The 16,213-nt window shown below is 69.3% G+C and carries 18 protein-coding genes and 1 other RNA gene; 7 read left to right on the top strand and 12 right to left on the bottom strand.

From position 1 onward, the window contains the following. Nucleotides 1–3: 3 nt before the first annotated feature. From EJP69_RS08915 to EJP69_RS08905, 3 genes are all read right to left on the bottom strand, one after another. A complete protein-coding gene (locus tag EJP69_RS08915; protein WP_126471034.1) occupies nucleotides 4–465 on the bottom strand; it encodes a MarR family winged helix-turn-helix transcriptional regulator in 462 nt (153 codons plus the stop codon). Between the two features lie 172 nt (nucleotides 466–637). Further along, nucleotides 638–966: RNase P RNA component class A (gene rnpB, locus EJP69_RS08910), an RNA gene on the bottom strand. A gap of 36 nt (nucleotides 967–1,002) precedes the next feature. Next, the gene (locus tag EJP69_RS08905; protein ID WP_126469516.1) at nucleotides 1,003–1,797 is read right to left on the bottom strand and encodes an AraC family transcriptional regulator; all 795 of its coding nucleotides are present in this window, start codon (nucleotides 1,795–1,797) and stop codon (nucleotides 1,003–1,005) included. A 116-nt stretch (nucleotides 1,798–1,913) separates the two neighbouring features. Here EJP69_RS08905 and EJP69_RS08900 point away from each other — a divergent pair, with 116 nt between their 5' ends. Further along, nucleotides 1,914–2,810 (top strand): DMT family transporter, encoded by an 897-nt coding sequence (locus tag EJP69_RS08900; protein WP_126469514.1) that lies wholly within the window; start codon nucleotides 1,914–1,916, stop codon nucleotides 2,808–2,810. 15 nt (nucleotides 2,811–2,825) lie between these two features. On the opposite strand, the gene EJP69_RS08895 is transcribed toward EJP69_RS08900, so the two are convergent. Continuing rightward, the gene (locus EJP69_RS08895; protein WP_126469512.1) at nucleotides 2,826–3,869 is read right to left on the bottom strand and encodes a molybdopterin-dependent oxidoreductase; all 1,044 of its coding nucleotides are present in this window, start codon (nucleotides 3,867–3,869) and stop codon (nucleotides 2,826–2,828) included. 214 nt (nucleotides 3,870–4,083) lie between these two features. Between EJP69_RS08895 and msrB the strand changes: the two genes are divergently transcribed. The 5 genes from msrB to EJP69_RS08870 all read left to right on the top strand — a co-directional run bounded on the left by msrB (nucleotide 4,084) and on the right by EJP69_RS08870 (nucleotide 9,033). Then, nucleotides 4,084–4,596, top strand: a complete 513-nt coding sequence (gene msrB, locus EJP69_RS08890) for a peptide-methionine (R)-S-oxide reductase MsrB (RefSeq protein ID WP_126469510.1) — start codon at nucleotides 4,084–4,086, stop codon at nucleotides 4,594–4,596. 81 nt (nucleotides 4,597–4,677) lie between these two features. Then, nucleotides 4,678–5,598 carry a cysteine synthase A gene (cysK, locus tag EJP69_RS08885; protein WP_126469508.1) on the top strand — a complete coding sequence of 307 codons (921 nt, stop codon included), beginning with the start codon at nucleotides 4,678–4,680 and terminating at the stop codon, nucleotides 5,596–5,598. A gap of 152 nt (nucleotides 5,599–5,750) precedes the next feature. Beyond that, the gene (locus EJP69_RS08880; RefSeq protein WP_126469506.1) at nucleotides 5,751–7,400 is read left to right on the top strand and encodes an NAD(P)/FAD-dependent oxidoreductase; all 1,650 of its coding nucleotides are present in this window, start codon (nucleotides 5,751–5,753) and stop codon (nucleotides 7,398–7,400) included. Between the two features lie 8 nt (nucleotides 7,401–7,408). Continuing rightward, nucleotides 7,409–7,969 carry a VUT family protein gene (locus tag EJP69_RS08875; RefSeq protein ID WP_093197268.1) on the top strand — a complete coding sequence of 187 codons (561 nt, stop codon included), beginning with the start codon at nucleotides 7,409–7,411 and terminating at the stop codon, nucleotides 7,967–7,969. A gap of 134 nt (nucleotides 7,970–8,103) precedes the next feature. After that, complete coding sequence (locus tag EJP69_RS08870; RefSeq protein WP_126469504.1) at nucleotides 8,104–9,033, top strand: ProQ/FINO family protein; 930 nt, start codon at nucleotides 8,104–8,106, stop codon at nucleotides 9,031–9,033. A 16-nt stretch (nucleotides 9,034–9,049) separates the two neighbouring features. Here EJP69_RS08870 and EJP69_RS08865 read toward each other — a convergent pair whose 3' ends face one another. The 8 genes from EJP69_RS08865 to EJP69_RS08830 all read right to left on the bottom strand — a co-directional run bounded on the left by EJP69_RS08865 (nucleotide 9,050) and on the right by EJP69_RS08830 (nucleotide 15,005). Then, nucleotides 9,050–9,490, bottom strand: coding sequence for a DUF4304 domain-containing protein (locus EJP69_RS08865; RefSeq protein ID WP_170217080.1), 441 nt, complete (start codon nucleotides 9,488–9,490; stop codon nucleotides 9,050–9,052). 130 nt (nucleotides 9,491–9,620) lie between these two features. Beyond that, entirely contained in the window at nucleotides 9,621–10,496 is an 876-nt protein-coding gene (htpX, locus tag EJP69_RS08860) for a protease HtpX (protein ID WP_093197104.1), read from the bottom strand. A gap of 160 nt (nucleotides 10,497–10,656) precedes the next feature. Further along, nucleotides 10,657–11,421: a DUF3025 domain-containing protein gene (locus tag EJP69_RS08855; RefSeq protein ID WP_126469500.1), complete on the bottom strand. Its 765-nt coding sequence runs from the start codon at nucleotides 11,419–11,421 to the stop codon at nucleotides 10,657–10,659. After that, nucleotides 11,418–12,236: an NYN domain-containing protein gene (locus EJP69_RS08850; protein WP_093299601.1), complete on the bottom strand. Its 819-nt coding sequence runs from the start codon at nucleotides 12,234–12,236 to the stop codon at nucleotides 11,418–11,420. The genes EJP69_RS08855 and EJP69_RS08850 overlap by 4 nt, the downstream gene beginning before the upstream one ends. Next, complete coding sequence (pyrC, locus tag EJP69_RS08845) at nucleotides 12,233–13,264, bottom strand: dihydroorotase (protein ID WP_093197113.1); 1,032 nt, start codon at nucleotides 13,262–13,264, stop codon at nucleotides 12,233–12,235. Before pyrC ends, EJP69_RS08850 begins: the two co-directional genes overlap by 4 nt. Before the next feature lie 153 nt (nucleotides 13,265–13,417). Beyond that, on the bottom strand, nucleotides 13,418–13,936 hold the full coding sequence (locus tag EJP69_RS08840) for an RNA polymerase sigma factor (RefSeq protein WP_093299598.1): 519 nt from the start codon (nucleotides 13,934–13,936) through the stop codon (nucleotides 13,418–13,420). Between the two features lie 3 nt (nucleotides 13,937–13,939). Further along, nucleotides 13,940–14,158 carry a YgaP family membrane protein gene (locus EJP69_RS08835; protein ID WP_093197118.1) on the bottom strand — a complete coding sequence of 73 codons (219 nt, stop codon included), beginning with the start codon at nucleotides 14,156–14,158 and terminating at the stop codon, nucleotides 13,940–13,942. 121 nt (nucleotides 14,159–14,279) lie between these two features. Beyond that, complete coding sequence (locus tag EJP69_RS08830) at nucleotides 14,280–15,005, bottom strand: peptidoglycan-binding protein (protein ID WP_170217079.1); 726 nt, start codon at nucleotides 15,003–15,005, stop codon at nucleotides 14,280–14,282. Between the two features lie 224 nt (nucleotides 15,006–15,229). On the opposite strand from EJP69_RS08830, the gene EJP69_RS08825 reads away from it, so the two are divergent. Beyond that, nucleotides 15,230–16,180 carry a LysR family transcriptional regulator gene (locus EJP69_RS08825; protein ID WP_170217078.1) on the top strand — a complete coding sequence of 317 codons (951 nt, stop codon included), beginning with the start codon at nucleotides 15,230–15,232 and terminating at the stop codon, nucleotides 16,178–16,180. The last annotated feature ends 33 nt before the right edge of the window (nucleotides 16,181–16,213 follow it).

Below are 16,213 nucleotides of genomic sequence, written 5' to 3'. Positions count from 1 at the left end.
GGGCTACCTGCGCCCTTCCTGCGATGGCGGCGGCGGCAGGCTCTGCACGGCGCGAACGCCCATGCGCTCCTCGAGCACGGCGAACACGCGCAGGCAGGCCGCGACGTCCTCGTCGGACACGCCCTCGAACAGCGAGACCCGCATCAGCGTCAGCGCGGCCTCGATGGGCTCGCAGACGGCCTGGCCGGCCTCGGTGAGATGGAGGGTCTTGGCGCGGCGGTCGGCCGGGTCTTCGCGGCGTTCGACGAGGCCGGCGTCCACCAGCTGGTCGACCGAGCGCACCAGCGACGGCCCCTCGATGCCCAGCGCCTCGGCCAGCACGCCCTGGCGCACCTCGCCGTTCATGCGGCCGAGCATCACGATCGGATAGGCCAGCGTCTGAGACACGCCCACGTGAGCCACCGCCTTGTCCGCCGCGGCGCGGTAGCCGCGCTGCAGTACCGCGAGCGACGTGCCGAGCCGCATCAGCGCCTGTTCGCGCGTCGGTTGGGGGTTTGGTCGGTCGTTCACGATAGCCGCCTATTAATTAGCATGCTATCGATTGTACGGGTAACTACCAATCCTTGCAGGCGGCAAGGCTTGCGCCCGCCTTCAAGCCGAAGGGCGCGGAAAACCAGAAAGGGGGGAAAGAAGAAAAGTGTGAAGCCCGCCGATAAGCCGGATTCTGTGCACCGCAGGCCCCTTGCGGAACCTGCGGCGTGACCGCCATTACTCTGGGCCGCCTGTCACCAGACGGCTCGATGCCACCTACCCGCCAGCTCAGCGGAACCACCTCGATACTGGCCTACTTGGTGTTGCTGCGCGCAGAGATTGCCCGTTTCACCCGAACTTAATCGGCTCGTCTCTGTTGCTCTGATCCTCACCTCACGGTGGAGAGTCGTTAACTCCTGCGCTGTCCTGTGCAGTCCGGACGTTCCTCCAGTGCGGCCTTTCGGCACTTGCACCAGCGGCGGTCTGGCGTGCTTCACGGGGTGGATTATCGCCCGGCGCGCCGCCCGGCCTTCAGGCGATCCCGCAGAACTCGCGCCGGTACTGCTCCGGCGTGGTGCCGGCCTCGCGCTGGAACATCGCGATGAAGGCCGACGCGGTGCTGTAGCCGAGGTCGAACGCGATCTCCTGCACCGTGCGCCCGGCCTCCAGCGCGTCGATGGCGCGCAGGAAGCGCAGCCGCTGGCGCCAGTCGCCGAAGGACATGCCCAGCTCGCGCTGGCACTGGCGCGCGAGCGTGCGCTCCGTCATGTGCACGCTGTCGGCCCAGTCGGCCAGCGGGCGGTGGTCGCCGGGCTCGGCCTGCAGGGCGTCGAGCACCGAGACGAGCGCGGGCGACGCCGCCGCCGGCAGGTAGCAGCGCTGCACCTCGGCCAGCTCGAGCTGGTCGACCACCACGTGCGCGAGGCGAAGGTCGGCCTCCGTCTGCGGCACGTGCAGGTCGCGCGCGGCGAAGTCGGCCAGCACGCTCTTGATGATCGGGCTGATGTGCACGGTGCAGGGCTCGGCGGGCAGGCGCCCGCACAGGTCGGGCGCGATGTAGATCGAGCGGTAGACGATGGCGTGCCGCGCCGTGCAGCTGTGCACCACCTTCGGCGGGATCCACACCGCGTACTGCGGCGGCGAGAGGAAGCGCAGGCCCTCGGTGTCCATCTGCATGGTGCCGTGGGCGGCGTAGTTCAGGTGGCCCCAGCTGTGGCTGTGCGACGCGGCATGCGTGTCGGCGCCGATGTCGTCGTAGCGGAAGTAGAACGGGCCTTCCATGCCCTCCACGTCCTGGATGGCCAGGAGGCGCAGCTTGTCGGCCATGCGGTTCGGCTCCTTTGCGAAAGAGAGTCCGGAATGACGGACGGATTGTCCTGATCGAGCTATATGCCGCAGGACGGACAAATCGATGATAGCCCCGTACTCCAAGGACTGTCTTCATGTGGCAATACGCTTTCCCGCTGCTCGCCGTCGTCATCTGGTCGGGCAACACCGTCGTCAGCAAGATGGCGGCCGGCACCATCGCGCCGACCGAGATCAGCTTCTACCGCTGGCTGCTGGCCGCCGTGCTCTTCACGCCGCTGGCGCTGCGCCCGGTGCTGCGCAACTGGCGCGCCGTGCGCCCGCAGCTGGGCCGCATCGCGGTGCTCGGCCTGCTGGGCATGGTGGCCTACCAGAGCCTGGCCTACTACGCGGCCTACCTCACCACGGCCACGCACATGGGCATCATCGGCTCGCTCACGCCGATGATGGTGCTGGCGCTGTCGATCCTGCTGCTGGGCCAGCGGCTCACGGCCGGCGCGGTGGCGGGCTCGCTGGTGTCCATCGCCGGCGTGGCGGTGGTGGTGTCTTCGGGCGACCTCGGCACGCTGCTGAAGAGCGGCGCCAACATGGGCGACGGCCTGATGCTGCTGGCCATGCTGGCCTATGCCGTCTACGTGATCCTGCTCAAGCGCTGGGGCATGAAGGAAGTGCCCGCGCTGCAGCTGCTCTACCTGCAGATCGTGTTCACGGTGATCGCCCTGCTGCCGATGTACCTGCTGATGCCGAAGATGGGCCTGTCGGCTTCCAACCTGCCGCTGGTCGGCTTCGCGGGCCTCGGCGCCTCGATGCTCGCGCCGCTGATGTGGATGCACACCGTGGCCCACATCGGCCCGAGCCGCGCGAGCATGTTCTTCAACCTGATTCCGCTGTTCACCGTGATGATCGCGGCCGTGGTCATCGGCGAATCGCTGGCGGCCTACCACGCGGTGGGCGGCGTGCTCACGGTGGCGGGCGTGCTGCTGGCGGAGCTGTGGAAGGCGCCGCTGCGGCGCGAGCGCGCGATCGCGGCCTGATCGAGCGGCCAGCGATCAGGGCGCGAGTGCCGAGAACACCTCGATCGCGATCAGGTTCGACACCGAGCGCCCCTGCTTCACCTCGCCCGGCACCACGAGGCGCGCGAAGCCGGTGGTGGTGAGGTCCGCGCCGTTCATCTGGTAGGCGACCATGGCCGCCTTGCCGCCGAAGTTCGGATCGATCTCGCCCAGCGAGAGCGTGGCCCGGTAGCCGTCGCTGCCGGTGACCACCGCGTACATGCCCAGCGTCGCATTCTTCGGCGTGGTGGGCAGCCCCAGCCCGCTCAGCAGCGTCCACAGGCTGACCCCGTGGTACACGTTGGCGCCGATGGTCAGGTCGGGCGCGGGCGTCAATCCCTTGAGCGCGGTGGCGTCGAAGCTCATCGAGGTGCCGACCTTGCCCGAGACGGCGAACGAGGTGGAGGTGCCGCCGCCCGCGCCGGCCGCCGTCGCGGGCGCGGCCATCACGTCGAGCCGCACGAGGTTCGACACGTAGCGCCCGCCCTTCACGTCGCCTGGCGCCGTCACGCGGAACGGGCCGTCGGCCGCGCCCAGCGGGGCCGAGGTGCCCGACGTGGTCTCGGCGTACGCGACCACGCTCGGCTTGTTGCCGAAATCGGGGCTCAGCTCGCCGAGCGCGAACACAACCTTGTAGCCGTCAGCGCCTGTGGCCAGCAGGTAGCGGCTCAGCACGTCGTTCTTGATCGCGCCATCGAGCTGGATGCCCGCGTCGCTCAGCAGCGGCCAGAGGCCCGCGCCGGTGTAGGTGTGCGTCTGCGGCCCGCTGCCGCTGGAGAAATTGACGGTCTGCGTGATGGGAGTGCGCGCCGCCAGATCTGCCTCGGTGAAGGCGCCCGGGCGGTCGACGGCGCCACCCAGCTGGACCGCCGGTGCAGGAGCCGGAGCCGGCGATGGCGCGGGTGGAGGCGGTGGAGCCGGTGCAGGCGCGGGGGCCGGCACGATCGGAAAGAAAACACCGCCGTTGTTGTCGCCCCCTCCACCGCAACCCGCGAGCAGCAGCGCGACCGCGCCCGGCACCCAGCCTCTGGACCAATCCATACCCAAGTCTCCATCCTCAATGTATTCAATCCGACATAGCGAAATGCGTTCTTCCGGCTGTAACCCGGTGCCTGCCCGGCCCGAACTAAGGGGAGCAACGCTGCCGTCGGTCTTTCGACTGCCCTCTCGCAGCCGACCGGCGAATGTACATCGTTGTATTCCATAAAACATATCGAAAACGATATTCCGCTCCACCAACAGCTGAAAGCCAGATATGACGCAAGACACAGGACGCCGCTTCGCCATTGCCGCCGGAACCTCCGCGCTGGGGCTGGCCATTGCCCAGTTCTTCGGCTGGGGCTCACGCCCAGCGCAGGCGGCGGAGAACGAGAAATTCGAGGTCACGCACACCGAAGCCGAATGGCGCAAGCTGCTCACGCCCAACCAGTTCGCGGTGCTGCGCCAGGAAGGCACCGAGCGGCCCTACACCAGCCCGCTCAACGACGAGCACCGGGCCGGGCGCTTCAGCTGCGCCGGCTGCGCGCTCGACCTGTTCTCGTCGAAGACCAAGTTCGACAGCCGCACCGGCTGGCCGAGCTTCTGGCAGCCGCTGGACAAGGCCGTGGGCGAACGGCAGGACCGTTCTTTCGGCATGGCGCGCACCGAGGTGCACTGCCGCCGCTGCGGCGGCCACCTGGGTCATGTGTTCGACGATGGCCCGAAGCCCACCGGCCTGCGCTACTGCATGAACGGCGTGGCGATGAAGTTCACGTCCGGGCCGGCATAGGGGGCGGCGGACGAAGGGTCATGGGCTGGTCTCACAATGCGCGTTGTCCGTCCGACAAACGCATCGACCCAAGGAGATCCCATGAAGGCTGAGAACATCCTCCAGACCATCGGCAACACGCCGCACATCCGCATCAATCGCCTGTTCGGCAATGCGAAGCAGCAGGTCTGGATCAAGTCCGAGCGCGCCAACCCCGGCGGCTCGATCAAGGACCGCATCGCGCTGTCGATGGTGGAAGACGCCGAGAAGAGCGGTGCGCTCAAGCCCGGCGGCACCATCGTCGAGCCCACCTCCGGCAACACCGGCATCGGCCTGGCGATGGTGGCGGCCGTCAAGGGCTACAAGCTGATCCTGGTGATGCCCGACAGCATGTCGGTGGAGCGCCGCCGCCTGATGCTGGCCTACGGCGCCACCTTCGATCTGACGCCGCGCGCCAACGGCATGAAGGGCTCCATCGCCCGCGCCGAGGAAATCGTGGCCGGCACGCCCGGCGCATGGATGCCGCAGCAGTTCAACAACCCCGCCAACGTCGACGTGCACGTGCGCACCACGGCCGAGGAAATCGCTGCCGACTTCCCCGATGGCATCGACGTGCTGATCACCGGCGTGGGCACCGGCGGCCACATCACCGGCGTGGCGAAGGTGCTCAAGAAGAAATGGCCCAAGCTGCAGGTGTTCGCGGTAGAGCCGGTGGCCTCGCCCGTCATCTCGGGCGGCCAGCCTTCGCCGCACCCGATCCAGGGCATCGGCGCGGGCTTCATCCCGAAGAACCTCGACACCTCGCTGCTCGACGGCGTGCTGCAGGTGGACGCGGAACCCGCCCGCGAAATGGCCCGCCGCTGCGCGCGCGAGGAAGGCGTGCTGGTCGGCATCTCCTCGGGCGCCACGCTCGCGGCAATCGCCCAGAAGCTGCCCTCGCTGGCACCCGACGCGGTGGTGCTGGGCTTCAACTACGACACGGGCGAGCGCTACCTGTCGGTCGAAGGCTTCCTGCCGGCCTGAACTGGTTCACCCCCAGGCTGCGCGCACTTCGTGTCGCTGCGCCAACCCCCTTCCGGGGGCAACACCTGCGGCCCGGCAAAGCCGGTTCCGCGGTGTTCCACAAACAGCAAAGCTAAAATGGCCGCCTGCTTGATAGTCACAAGCCCTACGCCATGCTGAGAATCTCCGAACTCAAACTCCCGCTCGACCACGCGCCCGAGGCGCTGGTCGCACTGATCGCCAAGACGCTCGGCGTCCCCTCCGAGGCGATCGTCTCCCACAACGTCTACAAGCGCAGCTTCGATGCGCGCAAGGCCGACCTGCTCACCGTCTACATCTGCGACGTGCAGCTGGCGGACGCGAAGCTCGAAGCCGCCCTGCTCGCGAAGCACGCGGGGCATCCCCACATCCAGAGCGCGCCCGACATGCGCTACACGCCGCCGGCCAGCGCGCCCGAGGTCCTGCCGACGCGGCCCGTGGTGATCGGCTTCGGCCCCTGCGGCATCTTCGCGGCGCTGATGCTCGCGAAGATGGGCTTCAGGCCCATCGTGCTCGAGCGCGGCAAGACCGTGCGCCAGCGCACCCGCGACACCTGGGGCCTGTGGCGCAAGAACGTGCTCAACCCCGAGTCGAACGTGCAGTTCGGCGAAGGCGGCGCCGGCACCTTCTCGGACGGCAAGCTCTACAGCCAGATCAAGGACCCGCGCTTCCTCGGCCGCAAGGTGATGGAAGAGTTCGTGAAGGCCGGCGCGCCGCCCGAGATCCTCTACGTCGCGCACCCGCACATCGGCACCTTCAAGCTGGTGAAGGTGGTCGAGAACATCCGCGAGCAGATCGTGGCGCTCGGCGGCGAGATCCGCTTCGAGCAGCGCGTGACCGACGTGCACATCGAGAACGGTCATCTTCGCGGCCTCACCGTGCTCGACCAGGCCACAGGCCAAAGCAGCGAGCTGCGTGCCGACCACGTGGTGATGGCGCTGGGCCACAGCTCGCGCGACACCTTCGCGATGCTGCATGCGCGCGGCGTGCATATCGAGGCCAAGCCCTTTTCCATCGGCTTCCGCGTGGAGCATCCGCAGGGCCTCATCGACCGTGCGCGCTGGGGCCGCCATGCGGGCCACCCGCTGCTGGGCGCGGCCGACTACAAGCTGGTGCACCACGCGAGCAACGGCCGCTCGGTCTACAGCTTCTGCATGTGCCCGGGCGGCACCGTGGTCGCGGCCACCAGCGAGCCCGGCCGCGTGGTCACCAACGGCATGAGCCAGTACTCGCGCAACGAGCGCAATGCCAACGCGGGCATCGTGGTGGGCATCGACCCGCGCGACTACCCGGGTGACGCGCTCGCGGGCATCGCGCTGCAGCGCGAGCTGGAGAGCAACGCCTTCGTGCTCGGCGGCGGCGACTACCGCGCGCCCGGCCAGCTGGTGGGCGACTTCATCGCGGGCACGCCCTCCACCGCGCTCGGCAGCGTAGTCCCCTCGTACAAGCCGGGCGTGACGCCGACCGACCTGCACAAGGCCCTGCCCGCCTACGCTATCGAGGCGATGCGCGAGGCCTTTCCTGCCTTCGGCCGCAAGATCAAGGGCTTCGACACGCACGACGCTGTGCTCACCGGCGTCGAGACGCGCACTTCGTCGCCCATCAAGATCACGCGCGGCGACGACTTCCAGAGCCTCAACGTGCGCGGCCTGTACCCCGCGGGCGAAGGCGCGAGCTACGCGGGCGGCATCCTGTCGGCCGGCGTGGACGGCATCAAGGTGGCCGAGGCCGTGGCACGCAGCGTGCAGGCCGAGTCGGAACGCGAACGCACCGCGAACGTCTGATGCAGGCCATGCAGCATTCCGCCACCTTCTTCGAGCGCCCCACCCTGGGCCACCTGATCGTCGCCACGCTGGCGATGGCGGCCGTGGTGCTCGCCTCCAACATCCTCGTGCAGTTCGCCATCAACGACTGGCTGACCTGGGGCGCCTTCACCTATCCGGTGGCCTACCTCGTGAGCGATCTCGTCAACCGGCGCTTCGGCCCCGGCATGGCGCGTCGCGTGGCGTGGGTGGGCTTCGCGGTGGCGGTGGGCGTATCTCTGCTGCTCGCGCCGGTGCGCATTGCGGCGGCCTCGGGGCTGGCCTTCATCGCCTCGCAGCTGCTGGACATCGGCGTCTTCGACCGCCTGCGCCGAGGCCTCTGGTGGCGCGCGCCGCTGGTGGCCACCGTGATCGCCGCGGTGCTCGACAGCATCGTGTTCTGGGGCATCGCCTTCGCAGGCACCGAGGGCCCGTGGTTCACCTGGGCGCTGGGCGACCTCGGCGTGAAGCTCGCCGTGGGCGTGCTGATGCTGCTGCCGTTCCGGCTGCTGATCGGCCGGCAGGCCGCGCAGGCTTCGGCGCTGACCTGAACCGGCGATGACGATGACGACAGAAACGACAATGCGCCCAATACGACATCCCGCCCGCCGCGCCGCATGCGCGAGCGCACTCCACTACTGAATTCCTTCCTGCCTTCTTCGCGCCCCCGAGCCGAATTTCCAGAATGACCGAAGCAACCACCGCCAACCCGAACAACAAGTCGCGCCGCCCCCGTGGCGAGCGCCTGGACATGGCCCAGCAGCTGCAGGCATTGCGAGCCGGCACGGAAGGCTCGACGACGGCTTCCGAAGCCACGGCCGGCACGCCCTCCGCTCCCGCGCAGGCGAAGCGGCCGCAGCAACAGCATCAGCAGCGCAAGCCGAAGAGGCCGCAGCAGGCGCAGTCCCAGCAGCAGCAATCGCAGCAGAAGCAGCAACCGCAGCAGCCGGCGCGCCCGCAACGCAAGGTGCATCCGGCGCTCGAGCGCCTGTTCGAGCTGTATCCGAACCTCTTCGGCGCGCGCTTCCTGCCGCTGAAGCTCGGCGTGTACGAAGAGCTGATTGCCCGCCACCCCGACGACTTCAAGGCCGAAGACCTCAAGGTGGCCATGGGCCTGCACGCCCGCTCCACGCGCTACCTCGAAAGCGTGGCCGCCGGCCATCCGCGCCATGACCTCGACGGCAACGTCGCCGAGCCGGTGGCGCCCGAGCACGTGCACCACGCCATCCTCGAACTGCACCGCCGCCGCTCGCAACGCACTGGCGAAGACCTGCGCCCGCAGCTGGTGGCGCGCCTGGCCCGCGCCGTCGAAGCCTCCGGCCTCGACCGCGAAGCCTATGCCGTGCTGGTGCGCTCGCGCGACGCGAACAACAACGCCGTGCTCGACGAAGCCCTCGCCCAGCTGGCCGAGCAGGCCGCCAAGCGCGAGGCGCTGCTGCGTGCCTTCGAGGCGAGTGGTCGCAGCGAGAAGGAGTTTGCGGACATGTACGGTATGGCGCAGGGCGAGGTCGCGCGCACGCTGCAACGCGCGCGTACCGACCGTGCCGCTGCCGCCGCGGCTCCGGTCACGACGACCGAAGCGCCGGAAGCGCCCGCCGCTCCGTCGGCCGACTGATAGACCGGGACGGCGGCTACGCCGTCGCCATAGTCGAGAGGTTCGGCCCGCGCTCACGCGCGGCCAGCCAGCCCTCGATCTGCGGCAGCATGCTTGCAACCGAAGCCGCGAGCAGCCGATACGGCTCCGGGCTGTCGCCGAAACCCTCGTACGAGAACCAGCCCTCCGCCAGGCTGGATCCGCCCTCCCCGCCACGGCCTTGCAGCCGCGCGCGCTCGGTGAGCGGAACGTACTCCAGCCGCAGATCGGCCTGAGCGACCACATCGCCCCAGCTGGTGGTCTTTTCGCCCGGCGGATGCGCACCGCATTCCAGGAAGAAGGCCGTGCCCGGCTTGTCGTACTGCACGGACACGAAATGGATCACGTCCGCCCGGTCGCGGCGGAAATCGGGAAAGCTGCCCGCGAAACCCGCTGCCTTCAGTTCCGGCACGAGCACCGACTTGAGGGCGCTGGACATGAGCCTGGTGGGTGTCGAGGGCATGCTGGATCGGCTCCGGCGGACGACAGGCGAAAGGAAAGGTGAAAAGAAAAAAGCCGCCACGGCAACGTGGCGGCTTTTCTGTTGATGGGCGAGGCTGGCCCCGTCTTCAGCGCTGTGCGCTCTGCAGTGCGGCAATGCGCTCCTCGATCGGCGGGTGCGTGGCAAACAGCTTGCCGATGCTGCCCGTGATGCCCATGGCTTCCACCGCCTTCGGCAGTTCGCCGGCCGGCAGGCCGCCCAGGCGGGCGAGCGCGTTGATCATCGGCTGCTTCTGGCCCATCAGCGCGGCGGCGCCGGCGTCGGCGCGGAACTCGCGCTGGCGCGAGAACCAGGCCACCACCATCGCGGCGGCGAAGCCGAGCACGATGTCGAGCACGATGGTGCTCACGTAGTAGCCGATGCCGGGGCCCGAGCTGCGGTCGTCGCCGCGGCGCAGGAAGCTGTCGACCGCGTAGCCGATCACGCGCGACAGGAACACGACGAAGGTGTTCATCACGCCCTGGATCAGCGTCATGGTGACCATGTCGCCGTTGGCGATGTGCGCCACCTCGTGGCCGATGACGGCCTCGACCTCTTCGCGCGTCATGTTCTGCAGCAGGCCGGTGGACACCGCCACCAGCGACGAGTTCTTGAACGCGCCCGTCGCGAAGGCGTTGGGCTCGCCTTCGAAGATACCGACCTCGGGCATGCCGATGCCGGCCTTGTCGGCGAACTTGCGCACCGTGCCGACGATCCAGGCCTCGTCGGGCGTCTGGGGGTTGTCGATCATGTGCAGGCCGGTGGTCCACTTGGCCATCGGCTTGCTGATGAGCAGCGAGATGATCGCGCCGCCGAAACCCATCACCAGCGCGAAGCCGAGCAGCGCCGTCAGGTTGAGCCCGTTGGCCGTGAGGAAGCGATTGACGCCGAGCAGGCTGGCGACCACGCCGAGCACAGCGACGACCATCACGTTGGTCAGGACAAACAGAAGGATACGTTTCAAGTTGAATTCTCCGTGGGGAAATCTGCCACCCAGATGAGGGCCCCGGGACCCTCTTCAAGCCGTATTCGAGCAGGTTGCGGCCTGGAAGCCCTGGGCGTTTTAGGTGTTCTGGGCGCTCCGGTCGGCGGCAGCCGGTAGAGCCATGATAGGAGCAAAAGTTCTAGGCCCCCGGTATTCCCCGCCCCGGCGAGGGCCTGAAGACCGTCGGATCGTCATAGAAGCCCGCGGCCTCGTTGGCGCCCCACCAGCCCGGTACGCCGAGCACCGGCAGCGGCACGAAGGGCTTGCGTTTGAGCGCCTGCGGGTCGAGCGAGCCCGCCACCAGCGCGTCGTCGAGCGCCGCTTCCCCGTTCTCGCCCTGCGCCGGCAGCAGCAACACGTGCGCGGTGATCGGCTTGCGCGGGGTGACCAGCTTCTCCAGCAGCGCATGGCCGAAGAGCAGCAGCCGCGCTTCGCGCCACAACCCGCGCTGGCCGATGAAAAGCGTGTGCCAGTCGCGCGCGACCAGCGCGTGCCACAGCGCCGGCGGCGCATCGAGCAGGGCGCCGTTCTCGTCGAACAGCGTGAGCGCATCCCGCAGCGGCCCGCGCGTGGCGCCAACGCCGTCTCGGGCGATCTCGCCGGCCTGCAGTTCGTTCAGGCGTCGCTTCGTCCGCGGAAAGGCGAGCCATACCAGGCCGTTGAAGAAGTCGTGGAGGTTGTCGCGGGTCGGAACCGTGCGGGTCCGGAAGACGTGGGCCTCGTAGGCATGCCCGGCGGGCAGCGCGTCCTGGCCCACGAAATCGGGCGCCGACGCGTGCCTGATGCGCTGGAGTGCGGTGGCCACGCCGCCATCGCCATGCGCGACGGCCTGCATTGCCGCTTCGCCATCGGCGCGATAGGGCACGAGCCATGGCTGCGCCCAGTCGATCGCCGGCAGGGTCAAGGCGCGGGCGCGCCCGTCCAGCGGATGCGGTCCGGGTGCTGCATCAGCACGAACTCCGCCGTGAGCTTCTCGAAGAGCTTGAGCGAACTGCTGTTCTTGCCGAGCAGCCCGGCCGTGCGCAGGGCCTTGGCCACGTCGTTGAGCGGCACGTCCTTGCCGCCGCGCAGGGCCGGAGCGGCCTGGAGGATGAATTCGGCGGCTTCCGAAGGCTGCGGCTGCTGCTGCGGTTGCTGCTGAGGCTCGGGCTTGCTGGCGGCCTTCGCCGTCGTCTTGCGCGCCGCCGTCTTGGCCGCGGTCTTCTTCGCGGCGGGCGCGGCCTTGGCACGCGTGGTCTTCGCAGCGGCCGTCTTCTTCGCCGGCGCGGTGCGGGCCGCGGGCTTGGTGACGGCGTTGTGCGCGATGTCCGTGAAGGCGTCGTAGATGCCGACCGTCTCCTCGCCCGTCTTGCCCTGCTGGCCGATGCCGCAGACGCGGCAGCCCTTCTCGCGCAGCCGGATCACGAGCGGCGCGAAGTCGGAGTCGGAGGACACCAGCACCACCACGTCGGGCCGCTCGGCAATGGCGAGGTCGATCGCATCGACCGACAGCGCGATGTCGGTGCTGTTCTTGCCGGCCGACAGGTTCACCATCGGCCGCACCGACAGCCGCTTGAAGAGCGCCTGCCGGTTCACCGCCATCTCGGCATTGCAGTACGCGCGGCGCACGTGGATGGCGCCATATTCGTCCATGGTGCGCTGCACGGCCTGTTCGATCACGTCCGCCGAGACGTTGTCGGCGTCGATCAGCAGCATCACGCGCAGCGAAGAGACCGTCATGCGAGCTTCCAGTTGACGGTCTCGCCGCCGCGCAGCGGCTTGAGCGTGGCGTCGCCGTAAGGCACGGTCTCCGGCACCGTCCAGCTCTCGCGCTTGAGCGTGATGGTGTCGGTGTGGCGCGGCAGGTCGTAGAAGTCGGGGCCGTTGAAGCTCGCGAAGCCTTCGAGCTTGTCGAGTGCGCCCGCGTTGTCGAAGGCCTCGGCATAAAGCTCGATGGCAGTGAGCGCGGTGTAGCAGCCGGCACAGCCGAGCGCATGCTCCTTCAGGTGCGCCGGGTGCGGCGCGCTGTCGGTGCCCAGGAAGAAGCGGTCGCTGCCGCTGGTGGCCGCCTCGACCAGCGCCACGCGGTGCGTCTCGCGCTTGAGCACGGGCAGGCAGTAGTAGTGCGGGCGGATGCCGCCGGTGAAGATGGCGTTGCGGTTGTAGAGCAGGTGGTGCGCCGTGATGGTGGCTGCCGTGAACCGGTCGGCGTCGCGCACGTAGTGGGCGCCTTCCTTGGTGGTCAGGTGCTCGAACACCACCTTGAGCTCGGGGAAGTCGCGGCGCAGCGGGATCATCACGCGGTCGACGAACACGGCCTCGCGGTCGAACAGGTCGATGGCCGGGTCGGTCACCTCGCCGTGCACCAGCAGCAGCAGGCCGTGCTTCTGCATGGCTTCCAGGGTCTTGTAGGTCTTGCGGATGTCGGTCACGCCGGCATCGCTGTTGGTGGTGGCGCCGGCCGGATAGAGCTTGAGCGCACGCACGCCGGCTTCGGCGGCCAGCGCGATTTCCTCGGGCGGCAGCTTGTCGGTGAGATAGAGCGACATCACCGGCTCGAAGCCGCTGCCCTCGGGCACGGCGGCGCGGATGCGGTCGCGATACGCCACGGCCTGCGCGGCGGTGGTCACGGGAGGACGGAGGTTGGGCATGATCAGCGCGCGGCCGAACTGGCGGGCGCTGTGGGGAACGACGGCTTCGAGGGCGGCGCCATCGCGCACGTGCAGGTGCCAGTCGTCCGGGCGGGTGATCGTGAGGGTGTCTGTCATGGCTGGCCGATTGTCGCATCGCCCCCCGGAACGGGACTCCCCCGGGCTTCGCGCACTTCGCGTCGCCTCGCCCTCCCATTCGCCGGGGGCGACACCGGCGGCCCGGCGGAGCCGGTTCCGCGGTTCCCCCCCCCCAAAGGAGCGAGCCGGTTTTCAGCCCAGCAGGTACTCGCGCACCAGCGAGCGCGCCCGGTGCAGCCGGCTCTTGACGGCGCCCGGCGGTTCGCCGAGCCGTTCGGCGATCTCCGCTATGGTCAGCTCCTCGAAGTCGCGCAGCAGCACCACTTCGAGGTAGTGCGCGGGCAGCGACTCCAGCGCGTGGGTCAGGTCCAGCCGCAGGGCAGCGTCGTCGCGGGCGAGCAGCTGGCGCTCGGCCGCTTCCTCGTCGAGCGGCTCGTGCCTGAACATCGCCCGCTGCAGCCGCAGGCATTCGCGCCTGATGACGGTGAAGAGCCACGACGAGAAGGCCGCCACGGCCTTCAGCCCCCGAAGCTTGCGCGCAACGACCAGCAGCGACTCCTGCACGGCATCGTCGACGTCGCTGGCCTGGCAGTGCCGCCAGGCGTAGCGGCGCGCGTCGGACTGGCAGGCCGCGAGCAGGCTCGCGATGGCGGCCGGGTCGCCGGTCTGCGCGGCGAGGATCAGGCTGGATCGGTCGATGCCCGCGGTCACGCTTCAACGCCCCTTTCCGTCGAGCTTGCGCCCGACCATCGCGCACATCGGGCAGAAGCCGAACAGGCCCGTCAGCGCGAGCGTCGCGCCCATGAGCGCGACGGCCACGCCCAGCCCGAGGCCGGCGGTGCTCCAGCCGATGGCGGCGAAAGCCAGGGCCGCGAGGCCGACGACGATGCGCAGTGCGCGCTCCCAGCCGGGAAGATTCTTTGCGTAGAGCATGGCGGTTCCTTCGATCCTTCTTGATGGTGCATGAGGAAGACCCTCGGACACCAAGAGGCGTCGAACCCGCCGGACGGTTCGCGGGAACCGCAAATTTTTCCACGCCGACGGAAAACGCCCGCTACGGCAGGAGCACGCGGCAACTGCCCGGGTCCGCCGCCTGCATCCACTTGTGGAAGTTGACGGAGCAGCGCGCGCCCTTGCCCGGCGGCCACGGATCGAAGATGCGCAGCGTGGTGCCGCGCCCGCTGGGGTCGTCGTCCCCGCGGATGCCCACGAGCAGCACCATGTGGCCGGGACGCCCGACGCGCGCGGCGTATCCCTTGGCGCCCCATGGCAGGTCGAAGATCAACGGCCCGCCCTGCAGCGCGGCACGCAACTGGGCAACCGACCAGGGCGCAGGCGGGCGCACCGACAGCCCGTGCGCGGACGCGAAGAGCGCATCGGCCGCCATCGCCTCCTCGCCGTCCGGAAAGGCGCGCAGCCCGCCATCGTCGGCGATGAGCCCGGGCGGCGTGCGCGCCACCACCGCCTGCACGTTGGAGCGCGTGATCATGGCCGTGCAGGCGGCCCAGCACAGGCCGGGCGTGGGCTGGGGAATCAGCGCGACGGGATGCAGGATCGGCGCATGGCACTCGTTGCCGAACACCAGGTTCTGCGTGCAGGGGCCAGCCTCGCCGTCCTCGGCGAGCCAGTGGGCGGCCTGCAGGCGGCGCACCGCCATCCGGGTGACGGGGCCGTAGTCGCCATCCAGCGCGAGCTCGGGGCCGGGCTGGAGCTTGTGGTTCAGCGCCTCCTGCAGCCTGCGGACGTCGGCGCCGCGCGAACCCTGTGTCAGTGTCGTCATCGGTTCCTGTCCCTCGCCAACAGATGCCCTGACCCTCGGCATGAGCCGGCTGCATTGTGGAAAGCCCTTGTCGCCGCGTCCATTTGTCGGACGGCATAGCCGGGATGGCGGGCCGCGCGCCCCCCCGGGGGCACGCCCGTTGCTTGACGTGCCGCGCCGATCGGCCGAAGGTCCGGTCCCGCGCAAACCACCCCCACACACCACCGCACACACCGGAAACCGACATGCTGTCCACGGCAATGCTTTACTTTCGCGAGACCGCCAGGGCCGGCTCGCTGCGCCGCGCCGCCGAGCAGCTCGGCGTGGCGCCGAGCGCCATCAGCCGCCAGATCGCCAAGCTCGAAGGCGAGCTGCAGGCCGCCCTGCTCGACCGCCGCGCCAACCGCACCACCCTCACGCCCGCCGGCGAGCTGGTGCTGGCGCATGCCGAACAGGCCCTGCAGAGCAGCGAGGCGCTTCGCGGCGCGCTGCAGGAGCTGAGCGGCGAACCCGTCGGCACGGTGCGCATCGGCAGCATCGAGGGCATGGTCGGGCACTTCCTCGCGAACAACCTGGCGCGCTTCCAGAAGAGGCATCCCCAGGTGAAGCTTCAGGCCTCGGTGGTGGGCTCGCGCGCGGTGCTCGAGGCGCTGCAGGAAGGCCGCATCGACATCGCGCTGGCCTTCAACCTGCCCGAGCGCCACGCCTTCCGCGAGCATGCGCGGCTGGAGCAACCGCTGTGCGCCATCGTCGCGCCCACGCATCCGCTCGCGCGGCGGCGCAGCGTGTCTTTCAGCGAGCTCGAAGGCCGCCGCGTGGCGCTGCCCGACCGCTCGTTCCAGATCCGCCACCTGGTCGACCGCATCGCCTCGAAGACGCAGGTGTCGCTCGAGCTGGCGATCGAGACCGGCACGCTCGACATGGCCAAGGGCCTGGTGCGCAACAGCGATCTCATCACCTTCCTGCCGCGCTATGCGGCGCTGCACGAGGTGTCGAACGGCGACCTGTGCGCCGTGCCGCTGCAGGAGCGCGACTTCGCCGCCACTGCGGCCAGCCTGCTCACCATGCCGGGGCGGCGCCAGTCGCCGGCGACGCGCGCGCTGCTCGAGATGCTGGCCACCAGCATGGGGCGATACGGCGCCGGTTCGGGCGCGGCGCCGCGTTCTGATTCCGGCAACACGCGCGTGCGGAAATGAGCCTTCCCGCCGGCCTCGTCGCTCCCTACATTG

Origin of the sequence: Variovorax gossypii (assembly GCF_003965815.1) — a bacterium.
Taxonomy (GTDB): domain Bacteria; phylum Pseudomonadota; class Gammaproteobacteria; order Burkholderiales; family Burkholderiaceae_C; genus Variovorax; species Variovorax gossypii.
This window is presented reverse-complemented; position numbering and strand designations above follow the sequence as displayed.

Bases quoted from the DNA above. Each gene is read 5' to 3' on its own strand.
- EJP69_RS08915 (WP_126471034.1), bottom strand. From the start codon at position 465: ATGCGGCTCGGCACGTCGCTCGCGGTACTGCAGCGCGGCTACCGCGCC.
- EJP69_RS08905 (WP_126469516.1), bottom strand. From the start codon at position 1,797: ATGGCCGACAAGCTGCGCCTCCTGGCCATCCAGGACGTGGAGGGCATG.
- EJP69_RS08900 (WP_126469514.1), top strand. From the start codon at position 1,914: ATGTGGCAATACGCTTTCCCGCTGCTCGCCGTCGTCATCTGGTCGGGC.
- EJP69_RS08895 (WP_126469512.1), bottom strand. From the start codon at position 3,869: ATGGATTGGTCCAGAGGCTGGGTGCCGGGCGCGGTCGCGCTGCTGCTC.
- msrB (WP_126469510.1), top strand. From the start codon at position 4,084: ATGACGCAAGACACAGGACGCCGCTTCGCCATTGCCGCCGGAACCTCC.
- cysK (WP_126469508.1), top strand. From the start codon at position 4,678: ATGAAGGCTGAGAACATCCTCCAGACCATCGGCAACACGCCGCACATC.
- EJP69_RS08880 (WP_126469506.1), top strand. From the start codon at position 5,751: ATGCTGAGAATCTCCGAACTCAAACTCCCGCTCGACCACGCGCCCGAG.
- EJP69_RS08875 (WP_093197268.1), top strand. From the start codon at position 7,409: ATGCAGCATTCCGCCACCTTCTTCGAGCGCCCCACCCTGGGCCACCTG.
- EJP69_RS08870 (WP_126469504.1), top strand. From the start codon at position 8,104: ATGACCGAAGCAACCACCGCCAACCCGAACAACAAGTCGCGCCGCCCC.
- EJP69_RS08865 (WP_170217080.1), bottom strand. From the start codon at position 9,490: ATGTCCAGCGCCCTCAAGTCGGTGCTCGTGCCGGAACTGAAGGCAGCG.
- EJP69_RS08850 (WP_093299601.1), bottom strand. From the start codon at position 12,236: ATGACGGTCTCTTCGCTGCGCGTGATGCTGCTGATCGACGCCGACAAC.
- pyrC (WP_093197113.1), bottom strand. From the start codon at position 13,264: ATGACAGACACCCTCACGATCACCCGCCCGGACGACTGGCACCTGCAC.
- EJP69_RS08835 (WP_093197118.1), bottom strand. From the start codon at position 14,158: ATGCTCTACGCAAAGAATCTTCCCGGCTGGGAGCGCGCACTGCGCATC.
- EJP69_RS08830 (WP_170217079.1), bottom strand. From the start codon at position 15,005: ATGACGACACTGACACAGGGTTCGCGCGGCGCCGACGTCCGCAGGCTG.
- EJP69_RS08825 (WP_170217078.1), top strand. From the start codon at position 15,230: ATGCTGTCCACGGCAATGCTTTACTTTCGCGAGACCGCCAGGGCCGGC.